The sequence below is a fragment of the Pseudoalteromonas sp. RW-H-Ap-1 genome, from assembly GCF_048318575.1.
GTDB lineage: Bacteria > Pseudomonadota > Gammaproteobacteria > Enterobacterales > Alteromonadaceae > Pseudoalteromonas.
The window spans coordinates 412,533-423,740 of the sequence record NZ_CP166996.1 but is presented as its reverse complement, the minus strand read 5'-3'; the positions used below and the strand labels follow the sequence as shown (position 1 = coordinate 423,740).

Below are 11,208 nucleotides of genomic sequence, written 5' to 3'. Positions count from 1 at the left end.
TTTTTGTTTTGCTGCTAGAGGGTAAAGTTATCTAAATCGTCATTGGGTTCAAATTCGCCAAGCCTTTCAAGCTCAGTGTCTTGTCGCATTTGTTCGTGCCAACGCGCCTCATCCCAAATCTCAAATTTATTCATTAAGCCCACCAGCATAATTTTTTTGCCAAGTTCTGCATGTGAGCGCAAAGAAGGCGCCAGCAAAATTCGACCGTTTTTATCAAGCTGATACTCTGTCGCATTACCTAACAACATACGTTGCATCCGTCGCGCTCTGGGATTCATATTAGATATTTTTGCTAAACGGCTTTCAATTTCTAACCATTCAGCAAGCGGGTATAACCAAAGGCAAGGCTCATTGAGTGCAACTGTGCAAATAACCGTTCCCTGATCTTCAGACAATAGCGTGTCTCGGTACTTTGTTGGTACCGCAAAACGTCCTTTATCATCCAAACTCAGTGAACTTGCGCCACGAAACATAAAAAGCCTATTGTAAAATTATTTTAATCAACTTTTTGATTAACCCGATCCAGTTTGATCCACTAAACACCACTTTTTACCACAGTGCTCCAGTTTAGGGCTTGACAAGCCTTTTTGTCAAGTAACTCACCCAGCTTTAGCGCCCCGCGAAGCCAGAAAAAATAAGGCTCAGATTAAAGCGATTGAATTGTTTGATAAAAAATCTGATCAGCCGATAAAAAAATTTTTCATCGGTTTTTTATTACTTGGCAGCGTTTGTTTGCTCAGTGAATAATTACAATTTTTTGTTTGTAAAAATTACAAACCATAGTCGCAATAGTTACAGCAATAAACACGTAAAAGTCAGCGTTAAAATTAAAATAAAATACAAAACAATAACTTAACAACTGGTTTAATCATTGCACCTGAATAATTACTTTTAAGAAACTATTAAGGATTGATTATGGCTACGGCAACTAAGAGCAAAACACCTATTGATACAAAACAAGAGATTGAAGCCCCATTAACCGATAAAGCAACATCAGCTGCGCATGACGCAGTAGATGCATTATCGAGTAAAGCGGCGGTAGCTGAAAATGGTGTTCGTAAAGGAGCAAGCAGCTCAGCAGAAACACTTAACGAAAAACAGTTAGCAGCTCGCGAGAAATTAGAAGAATGTACCTCTAAGACTCGTCAACTCGCATCTGAAAATCCACTAGCAACGGCTGGTCTGGCATTTGCTGCTGGCATGTTAGTTACTGCGCTATTTCGTCGTAAGTAATACCAATGCAAAAGCCAGATTTAACACCAAGCGAATCACAAGCGACGGATTCGCAGTCATCAGCAACAAATGCGGATGACTGGCAAGATCATGTTGCTAAGCTTGCTGACTATGCAGCGCAGCTCAAGGATGATTATCATCAACAAGGAAAGTTGACACATCAGCTGGCAATAGCAGAGTGGAAGCTATCGCTAAGATCCTTAGCACTGATCACTATTTTATTAGGATGTTTTGCCAGTGGCTTGGTGTTATTGTGGGTGGGACTTTTAAGTATTGTAGGCTTTGCTACTTTTGATTTATTTAGCTCGATTTGGCTGAGCATTACTGTAGTGATCAGCCTACAAATTTTATGCTTAATTTGGCTGTGGCGAAACGCAGTTTATCTAAGCAAAAAAATTGGCTTTACTAAAACGCTAAATAGCCTAAAGCAGCTGCTTAAATTATAAGGCATACACAATTATGTTAATCAATTACTTGATCAACTCACCGAATGCTCGCGTGCAACAGCTCCACAAAGAAGTGGCGATACAATCTGAGCTAAAGCGTCAGCACCTTACAGCAATAAAATATCGAGCCAAACGCTTTGCCGCAACAAAAGTGGGGCTCGTTAGTGCCTTTAGTGCAGGCGTGGTAGTGGAGTCGGCAAAAGGAGACACCAACATAGTAAAAAAATACAGTTGGTTGTTAAAACTACTCGCTTAAAAGTCACTCCTGCATTAATACATCACGACAGTGAACCAAAAAAATGTTTTTACAATCGCTAACCGCTTAGCATATTTCAGCGTCAGTGATCATCACAAACGGGTCTATTTGTGCAATTGGCTGATTAAACGGTTCACCTACTAATATAAGCACTCCCGATGTTTATTGAGCCCTATGCTAATTTTACACCTTGGCTCAAAGATTTCGCTTTGCACTAAAATGAAATGCTTCAACCATCGCTCTAGGCTAACTCCTTGTTGATTAGTAAAACTCGGTACTGGTTGCTCTGTGATATTCTGGTATTGCGGCTCATGCATTTTGTTAGTGCTTGGCATATTGAGCCAAATCTGAAAGCCATGTAAGCCTTTTTCAGCATCAGCAAGTAGCGTTTCACTGTGCATAACACCGCTACCGGTATTTATCCATTACACGTCTCCCGAGCAAGTCACTTCTTTGTTTCCCATTTAATCTTCATGCTCAAATTACACTTTTAAAATATGAATGAAAGTTTCGATACCGCAATGAGATGAGGAGGAAAACCACCGCTCTACTCACTTTTATCATCAGACTTAAGCTCACCAATTATTAAAAATGGCGCTAAATATTTACCATCAAACCTAGAATAAGACGCATGTTGACATAATACCCATATTAGGTACTATGAGCAGCCAGAACTTTGTTTATTTTTCATTTTTTGCCTAGGGTCGATTTACTCTTTGTTTCCTACATAAATGTAGGTAAGGGCCTTGAGCGGGACGCGGAAGCTTTGCTCGGTTTTTACTTATTCTTACATAGATGTAAGCCTGTAGAATAACGCAGGAGCAGTTATCGACTGCCCATTAGGTTACAAACCTCGCGCCGCGGTTAAACAGGCCCTTATTTGTTATGTAAATATATAAGAGATTAAATTATTATTTCATCATGTTTTTAATACGTAAATTAATATATTTCAATCATATGCAACACCATCTTATTTCAAAATCTTAGATATAACCTTAGTACTTTAATGGTTATTTATAGTAGGATTATTTAGCGTCACTCTGCTTTGTACTAATTTGGATACGACTATTTTTACTTCATCACTAAAACATCAACTCTACCGCCTTCTTATGCTGATTTGCATACCTGTTGCTGCTGTCATTTTAGTAACCTTGTGGTTTAGTCGTGACGCGGCTATTGAAGAGCATGAAAAAAAGTACGCTCCATCACTGAGCATCTAATTATCAAGCAGCAGAACATGATTGATGATATAAAGCATGTGACTGAATTTTTAGCAAAAAAGCAGAAAGACATTGAGTCTTTACCCTCTACCTGTCCTTCGTATGTTCTAGATGTTAAGGCGCTCAATGGCAATATCGCGAATATTGGTATAGTAAATAAATACGGCGATTTAATTTGCACCTCTAATATTAGCGACACCAACATTAATATTAGCGACCGCCCCTATTTTAAAAACGCGCTCGCCAGTAAAGAGTTTAGTATTGGCCATTTCCAACACGATCGCAGCCTCAAAGCTCAAAGTATTAACTTTGCTTACCCTATTTTAAATGAAAGCAATGATATTGAAGGCGTTATTGTGACTGTAATCGCTCTGGACTGGTGGAGCTCGGCACTTAATACTTTAAATTTATCGACAGAAATTAGAGCTGTCATTACTGACTCTAACGGTAGTATTTTAGCTAACTACCCTTTTTCAGCCGATAGACTAGGCAACAAATTGGAAAAGTTCGATTTAGCGCATAATTTGAAAGCTGGTGTCATTTTTAAAGGTAAAGATGGTATCCGTAGAGTGTTCCATCAAACAACACTCTATCGTGATGGTAATGACAATAAGCTCTCTATTTATATTACTCAACCAATAGATGAAACACTTGAACAAATAGATATTAACTTTGTAAAAATGGTTTTGGGATTTTTAATTACCATTTTACTTTTAGCCGTATTGGCTAGACGATTAGTTAATAAAAGCATCTTAAACCCGATTAAAAGTTTAACGCAGGCCGTAAACCGCTTAGCAGCCGGTAATATGCCTCATGACGACGAGCAGCCTAATAGTCCTGAGCTAAATAGACTATATCATCGTTTTAAATATATGGCCGAAACTCGCTTAACAGCTGAAGCATGCCTTAAACATAAACATGACGAGCTTAATAGCTTGCTTAATGCGCTACCCGATGCTTTTTTACGTGTAGATGCCAACGGCAATATACTTGATACCGGTGGCCTTATTAAATCGTTAAATTACAGCCATTCAACACCGCCTAAAAAGCTATCGTGTTTATTCTCTATTGCCAATTTAAAACAAATTGAAGGATACTTAACAACCCTGAGCGCTCCAGTCACTATTGAGCTTGAAGATAAACAAGACAATCAGTTTTATGAAGCGAAAATCAGCCCAATGAAAAAAGCGGATGAGTTTATAATTGTTATTAGTAACATCACGCAACGAAAGCAAAATCAAGAATCTTTGCATTTAGCGTCATTAGTTTACAACAACAGCAGTGAAGGCATGGCAATCACAGATGAAAATGGCGTTATTTATGATGTGAACCCTGCTTTTTGTAAAACGACCTTGTATTCTCGAAAAGAAGTACTCAATAAAACGGTGGGTATTTTATCATCGGGTAAACACGATAAAGAGTTTTATGATTACATGTGGCAATCAATAAATAAAACTGGCCGCTGGCAGGGTGAAATAACCAATCGTCGTAAAAATGGCGAGCTGTATGTTGAATGGTTAACCATAGATACTATTTACGATAAAAATAAAGCCCCAACTAGTCGTATTGCTATTTTTACCGATCTAACCGAGAAAAAACAAGCAGACGAGCTAATTTGGCGACAAGCTCATTTTGATCATTTAACCGACTTACCTAATCGACTAGAACTAAAAGAGCGGTTAAATAAACGATTTACGAGCGTTAATTACGACGATCAAAAACTGGTTATTATGCTGTTAGATATTGATCACTTTAAAGATATTAATGATACGTTAGGCCATCATTATGGTGATAGATTACTTAAGTTGGTATCTGAGCGAATTGTGCAAACAGCAAAAGAAGCTGACTTTGTAGCGCGTATTGGTGGCGATGAATTTGTTATTGTGTTTAGTGACTTACGCGGTAGCGATAATATCAAAAAAATAGCAAAATCACTGTTACTTAGCCTTGCGTCCACTATTTTTATTGAAGAAGAAAAAGTGTATATCAGCGCCAGCATTGGTATTGCCTGCGCGCCAGATGATGGCCAAAACCCAGAGCAACTGCTTAAAGCCGCGGATCAAGCTATGTATAAGGCAAAAAATAGCGGCCGGAATGACTTTGAATTTTTCTCACATGATATGCGTGAAGATGCAAATGCAAGAATGCAGTTGCTCAAAGAACTTCGCTCAGCCATAGAGTTAGAGCAATTTGAGTTGTATTATCAGCCTATTGTGTCCCTTGATGATTTACACGTTCATAAAGCTGAGGGGCTTATTCGATGGCAACACCCAGAAAAAGGGCTGATCAGCCCCGCTGACTTTATTCCATTAGCTGAAGAAACCAGACAAATAAATGCGCTTGGTCAATTTGTATTTGCTGAAGCACTACAAACACTTAATGATATTAAAAAACACATTCAAGATGAATTTCAAATTAGTATTAACGTATCGCCGGTGCAGCTCGCAACCACAGACAGTGGTATAGACGATTGGTATGGCATGCTTGAGACAGCAAACTTACCTGCATCGAGCATTGTGGCAGAAATTACTGAAGGCTTGATGGTTAATCCTGAAGAGCTGACCCAAAGCCGCTTAAAAGCCTTGGTTAAATCAGGGATGCAATTAGCACTCGATGATTTTGGTACGGGTTACTCATCGCTTGCTTACCTACAAGAAATGGATACCGACTACCTAAAAATTGATAAACGCTTTGTTGATAATATTCAAAAAGACAGCCAGGAGCTGGCCTTATGTGAAGCAATTATTATGATGGCCCATCAGCTTGGTTTAAAAGTAATTGCCGAAGGCATAGAAACAAAATTACAAATGGATTTATTACTTGAAGCTGGTTGTGATTATGGCCAAGGCTATTTATTTTCAAAGCCGTTGCACAAAACCTCGTTTATGCAGCTGATAAAAACAGACCAAGTGATTAATTTAGACTAAAGGCAGTTAATACGCTCGCTCAATTATAGCGCGAGTACTAAACTGCCCCTTATTTCAGAATGTTAATGCTATAATTTAGCGCACTGAAATAGATTTACCGAATACAAAAGCAACCATTAAATTTATTAATAAAGCCGAAGCAATACTAATAAAAGAACCTGCAATACTTCCATACTCAGCTATAAAACAGATAAGTGCGCCAATAAACACAACGAGACTTAGCCAAGTGCTTGCTGGGCGCATCAATCTTAGTAATAAGCTACTTACAACTAACAATCCACATCCAAGTATTAGATAAATAACTGTCATATAGTCACCTCTTGTGTTGTTGGCTTTATTAGTATTTGTCGCTTAGCCATGATCCGCTGACTCACATAGATTATTAAGCCACCAATAAATAAAAAACTAACATCAACAACAGTAACTAGCGTGTTATTTGAACTAAAAGCATGGCTTGACGACAGTAACATGTTTAAAGGCAACACAGACATGCACGCACCACCAGTTATAAGCAGTGTGACTTGCAAATAACGATAATAATTAATCGGTAACACTGCAAATAAACACCAAACTAGCCACGAAAGAAAAAATAAAGGTCTGAAGTAGCCATTGTGCAATTGTACTGGGATGAAGTTATTAAGTAATACTTGCAAAGGGAATAATATGGCAGTAGCCAATACTAAGCCTCCACAGCTACCGATAATAACCCTATTCCATCGTTGATAAGCCACTTCAGAAAGAGTCGGATTGCTACCCCTTGTGCGCTTGGTTAACCACATCATAATTCCAGAAAGTGGTAATAATGCAGTAGTTAAACCAAGGAGTGCCCACACTAACTTTACAAAAACGCCCGCAAAATTACCAAAGTGTAGCGGGAATAATAATTCAAGTACTTTAATAGCAGGGCCAGGAATGTCACCAAAGCTACTCATTGATTTACTAAACTTACCATCTCCGCTGTATTGCAGTAATTGTGATGCAACTGCATCGCCGCCAATAAGACGTAAGTAAACTTGAGCATTCGTATCATTATGCGCCATAACAGTTAAATCAATAACTTTCGCTTTTGGGTAACGTGTTTGGGCATCAAGCAAAATAGTATCTATAGCTGTTGCTTGGTAATTATTAGAAACAATGGTTTCAGGCATAGCGGTAAATTTTTCCACCAACTTATCTTGATCTCCACCAAAACTCACAAAAGCGGCGGCGGGAAGTAGTATAACGGTTGCAAGACCTAAAAAAGCTCCTGTAAAGCCGATAATGGCATGAAAAACGCTTCCCCAAATACCCATCACTTTATGTGCATCGTTCACTACCACATCAAGATCTTTTTTACGTCTAAATGTAAATAGCTCTTTTATTATTTGGCGGTGAATAAATAAGCCCGTCACAACAGACACCAATAAAGTTAAACCTAAAAAGCCAGTAAGAATAAGCCCTATTGGTCTGCCTAAATGTAAGTCAGCATGAAAATGCCCAATAAACGATGGCGCATCAGTTTTACGGTGCTCATAAAAATAATCTGCAGCACCATAATATTGGTTTACCAAATTAAAATTACGAGGGTCAAATTGGTAAGCATAAGCAGCCTCTTCGTCATAATTTTCATCGCCATCGTGAGATTCAAATAAAATCGTCAATAAATGCGTATTATGCCCAGTTGGTAGATACACATGGATATTTTTACCAAACTCTTTTGGTACTTGTTGGTGATAATGGTTAATTAACGTCATCACCTTTTCACTTGGCACTGTATCCAATTGATGTAACTCTGGGTTGGCCCAAATTTTTAGTTCTGGGCGGCTAAGTACAGCTAACGCACCGGTAAAGCAAACAATAAAGAGCAAAATACCTGTTACAATACCAACCCAACTATGCAGTAAAAATAGCTTTTTTAGTGAAATAGATCTCATCCCTGTCCTCCTTGTAAAGCCATAAAACTAAGCCCTGCATGGCTTAACAAAATAACTAACATAACAATAAAAGGCTGCCATGCGCTTTTAGCCATGTAAGCGTATATAAATGTCTTGTCCTGAAATGTGTTTACACATTTAGGACTTATTTTATGAAAACCACTAAAACTAAAGACGTTAAGCGTACTCAACGAGATTATACATTAGGCTTTAAATTATCCATTGTTGAGCAAGTAGAAAAAGGCGACTTCACATATAAACAGGCGCAAAGTCATTACGGTATTCAAGGTCGTAGCACCGTTCTGGTATGGCTGCGAAAACATGGTAAATTAGATTGGTCTAAACCAACTTATATAGCCAACATGCCTAAATCAAAAGAAACCCCAGCACAAAAAATTAAACGTTTAGAGCGCGAGGTAGAGGAGTTACGCCTAAAGGATTTAATCAAAGATGAAATGATTAATATTATGGATGAAGAATATGGAGCGGGTTTGCGAAAAAAGTACATATCCGAGCTATCACGCGCGCAAAAGAAAACCAGCAAGTAAAGCTTACTCCTTTATGCCGTGCATATGGCATAACGCGACAAGGTTACTATCAAGCTATGCGCAGAATAGATTCTCGGAATAAAGCGTTGAAGCCAGTCAAAGAGTTAGTGATGTATTGGCGGCAATTCATGCCTCGTATTGGTGGGAAGAAACTTTATCTGATGATAAAGCCAGAGCTGCAAGAGCGTGACATTAAACTAGGCCGAGATTGTTTTTTTGACTATTTGAGAGAGCATGACTTGCTTGTAAAACCAAAGAAAAATTACACTAAAACAACAAATAGTAATCATTGGATGCACAAGCATCCCAATTTACTAAAAGAATACAAACCTACTGCGGCCGAGGAAGTCTTCGTTAGTGACATTACATACGTAAAGTCATCGCAAGGCGTGCATTACCTGTCGTTAGTCACTGATGCTTATAGTCGAAAAATAATGGGTTATGAGCTCAGTGATGAAATGAAGGCAACTGATGTAGTCAAAGCGTTAGAGATGACGATTAAGCAGCGGGTGTATAAACGTGATGCTATTCATCATTCAGATAGAGGTTTACAATATTGCTCTGAAGTATATCAAGGTATGCTATTAAAGGAGGGAATTAGGCCATCTATGACCGATGGATATGACTGTTATCAAAACGCATTAGCTGAGCGTATTAACGGGATATTAAAACAAGAGTTTCTACTGTATAAATGTCGTAATATGGCAGAGTTAAAAGAGCTCGTTGAAGAATCGATATTTATATACAATGAAATGCGACCGCACTTAAGTTTGAATATGAAAACACCAAATCAAGTGCATAAAAAAGACCTGGCGCTTTCGCACCAAGTCTTTCATTAAAACCGTCAACCTATTTCAGGACGGGACAAAATAACGCAGTCCAAATAAAAGGAAAAAGCATTATCGGTATTAATATCTGCTCTTCCATAGCAAAAGGTAAGTAGGTAGTCATGCCAGGAATCATCACCACAGCCGTAATTAACGCAAGCAAACAAGCCAGAATATGGCGTCGCTTAGTTGCTGTAAAAGTGTGTTTTTTATTCATTATTATTTGCCTTATCAATGCAGCTTAGTCCCACCATAGAGAAACCAAATTACACTTCGCCCAAACCTGAAACGTTATACTGCTACCATCTAACCAAGCACAGTAACAAAACTAAAAATGATAACCATTTGCATTATAATATTTATTTAATTAACTAAACAAATATAAATAGCAAATAATCCATGCACAAATGCCAAGCATGGCTCAGCTAACGGCAATTGACGCTTAGTTAAATATATAAAAGATGGTAATCGGGTATAGCCAGAGATTTTAAATGAAAACAAGGCGAGCTTACGCGTTAATAGCTGCTTGAGATAGATTTATTATCCAGAGTTCAGGTTATTTAATATCGAGGTGGTCTGCAACATAAGCACCTCGCTGCCCTCTTTTTTATCTGGGCCTACCGTGCTGTCTTGCGCTGTTTGCTGCTCTAACGCTGCATTAATTGTAGCTCCTAAAATAATGATATAAGCGCTAATAAATAGCCACATAAGCATAATAACCACCCCACCTAAAGAGCCATATGTTTCGTTGTAACTGGCAAAATGAGATACATAAAAAGAAAAGCCAAAAGATGCCACAATCCATAATACTGTGGCAGTGAACGAGCCTACGGTAACCCAGCGCCACTTAGCTGCTTTTCTGTGAGGCGCGTAACGATATAAAATTAATAACGCAAAATTAAAGGTCAGTGCCAGTAATGGCCATGAGATAAGCATGATTAAAAAATCAATACTCTCTTTTATTCCTAATAGGTTAAGTGCTAGCGGTAATATACCGATAATCACCAATGCTATAACCGCCACTACAATCGCGCCCACTGAAAATAGTAAACGTACAAGCTGCGCCTTAAAAAATGAACGCTTTTCGTATTCTTGATAACTAATATTACACGCGGTGATCAAAGCTTGGCTGCCCTTAGAGCTACTCCAAATAGTGAGCAGTAAAGTGCCCAGCGCGCTAAGACTTAAACTAGTTTGAGACTTTTGCGCAAGACTTGAAACCTGAGACAAAATAATATCTTGGGTACTTTGCGGCAATAACGCCATAAATTGACTTAAATACGCACTAATATCATTCGGTGAAGCAAAATAAGCATACACAGACACCAGCGCCGCAATGGCAGGAAAAATAGCAAGAAGTGCATAAAAGGCCACGCCTGCAGCCACCAAGGATAAATTATCACGGCTCATTTGTTTTATAATTCGCTTTGCAATATCCCACCAGCCACGCAGAGGAATATGGTTAGGCTGCTTGGCTCTTTGGCCACGCTTAAAGTCACTCATAGTTAACTCCCTTTTCCTAATTGATTGCAAGATGTTTGCCAAATAAATATTCCTTGGTATTAGGGTCTGTTGACCTTTCAAGGTTAAATTTGCAGCAGCCTGTTTGGTATTAAGGCAAGGCATCGCCTATGTGGTGTGGTTATTCCCCATAAATAGGCGATAACGCCGCATTAATGCCAAACAGGCGCTGCCCGAAGGGTTCTGCCTAGGGGCAATTAACTCTTTGTTGCTCGGTTTTTACTTAGCCCACTAGGTTACAAACCTCGCGCCGCGATTAAATTGCCCCTAGTTTGAACAAATATTAATCCGCAAAGGTTCAACAGACCCTAGACTTG

Annotated in this window: 10 protein-coding genes and 2 pseudogenes; 5 read left to right on the top strand and 7 right to left on the bottom strand. The window is 38.7% G+C overall.

Features of this window, described 5'->3' with window-relative positions; all coding sequences use genetic code 11:
* Positions 1-14: 14 nt before the first annotated feature.
* Positions 15-473 (bottom strand): division/cell wall cluster transcriptional repressor MraZ, encoded by a 459-nt coding sequence (gene mraZ, locus AB8618_RS01995; protein ID WP_010390682.1) that lies wholly within the window; start codon positions 471-473, stop codon positions 15-17.
* A 442-nt stretch (positions 474-915) separates the two neighbouring features.
* Between mraZ and AB8618_RS01990 the strand changes: the two genes are divergently transcribed.
* From AB8618_RS01990 to AB8618_RS01980, 3 genes are read left to right on the top strand one after another with little or no spacing between them, the layout of a single operon-like run.
* Positions 916-1,233: a DUF883 domain-containing protein gene (locus tag AB8618_RS01990; RefSeq protein ID WP_076919883.1), complete on the top strand. Its 318-nt coding sequence runs from the start codon at positions 916-918 to the stop codon at positions 1,231-1,233.
* Positions 1,234-1,238: 5 nt separating this feature from the next.
* The gene (locus tag AB8618_RS01985; protein ID WP_409424635.1) at positions 1,239-1,679 is read left to right on the top strand and encodes a hypothetical protein; all 441 of its coding nucleotides are present in this window, start codon (positions 1,239-1,241) and stop codon (positions 1,677-1,679) included.
* Between the two features lie 13 nt (positions 1,680-1,692).
* The gene (locus AB8618_RS01980) at positions 1,693-1,935 is read left to right on the top strand and encodes a hypothetical protein (protein WP_138608092.1); all 243 of its coding nucleotides are present in this window, start codon (positions 1,693-1,695) and stop codon (positions 1,933-1,935) included.
* A 66-nt stretch (positions 1,936-2,001) separates the two neighbouring features.
* Here AB8618_RS01980 and AB8618_RS01975 read toward each other — a convergent pair whose 3' ends face one another.
* A complete protein-coding gene (locus tag AB8618_RS01975) occupies positions 2,002-2,088 on the bottom strand; it encodes a hypothetical protein (RefSeq protein WP_409425548.1) in 87 nt (28 codons plus the stop codon).
* Positions 2,076-2,336, bottom strand: coding sequence for a hypothetical protein (locus AB8618_RS01970; protein WP_409424634.1), 261 nt, complete (start codon positions 2,334-2,336; stop codon positions 2,076-2,078). The genes AB8618_RS01975 and AB8618_RS01970 overlap by 13 nt, the downstream gene beginning before the upstream one ends.
* Positions 2,337-3,044: 708 nt before the next feature.
* Here AB8618_RS01970 and AB8618_RS01965 point away from each other — a divergent pair.
* A pseudogene (locus AB8618_RS01965) lies at positions 3,045-6,082 on the top strand (EAL domain-containing protein).
* 75 nt (positions 6,083-6,157) lie between these two features.
* Here AB8618_RS01965 and AB8618_RS01960 read toward each other — a convergent pair.
* Together AB8618_RS01960 and AB8618_RS01955 are read right to left on the bottom strand one after the other, a co-directional pair.
* On the bottom strand, positions 6,158-6,391 hold the full coding sequence (locus tag AB8618_RS01960; protein WP_409424633.1) for a hypothetical protein: 234 nt from the start codon (positions 6,389-6,391) through the stop codon (positions 6,158-6,160).
* The gene (locus tag AB8618_RS01955) at positions 6,388-7,995 is read right to left on the bottom strand and encodes a PepSY-associated TM helix domain-containing protein (RefSeq protein WP_409424632.1); all 1,608 of its coding nucleotides are present in this window, start codon (positions 7,993-7,995) and stop codon (positions 6,388-6,390) included. The genes AB8618_RS01960 and AB8618_RS01955 overlap by 4 nt, the downstream gene beginning before the upstream one ends.
* A 152-nt stretch (positions 7,996-8,147) precedes the next feature.
* Between AB8618_RS01955 and AB8618_RS01950 the strand changes: the two genes are divergently transcribed.
* A protein-coding gene (locus tag AB8618_RS01950; RefSeq protein ID WP_409423192.1) for an IS3 family transposase occupies positions 8,148-9,382 on the top strand; the annotation gives its coding sequence in 2 pieces (ribosomal slippage) (positions 8,148-8,499 and positions 8,499-9,382; 1,236 coding nt in all).
* 10 nt (positions 9,383-9,392) lie between these two features.
* On the opposite strand, the gene AB8618_RS01945 is transcribed toward AB8618_RS01950, so the two are convergent.
* On the bottom strand, positions 9,393-9,587 hold the full coding sequence (locus AB8618_RS01945; protein ID WP_409424631.1) for a hypothetical protein: 195 nt from the start codon (positions 9,585-9,587) through the stop codon (positions 9,393-9,395).
* Positions 9,588-9,926: 339 nt separating this feature from the next.
* A pseudogene (locus tag AB8618_RS01940) lies at positions 9,927-10,873 on the bottom strand (YihY/virulence factor BrkB family protein).
* Positions 10,874-11,208: the final 335 nt, after the last annotated feature.

Bases quoted from the DNA above. Each gene is read 5' to 3' on its own strand.
- AB8618_RS01985 (WP_409424635.1), top strand. From the start codon at position 1,239: ATGCAAAAGCCAGATTTAACACCAAGCGAATCACAAGCGACGGATTCG.
- AB8618_RS01980 (WP_138608092.1), top strand. From the start codon at position 1,693: ATGTTAATCAATTACTTGATCAACTCACCGAATGCTCGCGTGCAACAG.
- AB8618_RS01955 (WP_409424632.1), bottom strand. From the start codon at position 7,995: ATGAGATCTATTTCACTAAAAAAGCTATTTTTACTGCATAGTTGGGTT.
- mraZ (WP_010390682.1), bottom strand. From the start codon at position 473: ATGTTTCGTGGCGCAAGTTCACTGAGTTTGGATGATAAAGGACGTTTT.
- AB8618_RS01990 (WP_076919883.1), top strand. From the start codon at position 916: ATGGCTACGGCAACTAAGAGCAAAACACCTATTGATACAAAACAAGAG.
- AB8618_RS01960 (WP_409424633.1), bottom strand. From the start codon at position 6,391: ATGACAGTTATTTATCTAATACTTGGATGTGGATTGTTAGTTGTAAGT.
- AB8618_RS01945 (WP_409424631.1), bottom strand. From the start codon at position 9,587: ATGAATAAAAAACACACTTTTACAGCAACTAAGCGACGCCATATTCTG.
- AB8618_RS01970 (WP_409424634.1), bottom strand. From the start codon at position 2,336: ATGCACAGTGAAACGCTACTTGCTGATGCTGAAAAAGGCTTACATGGC.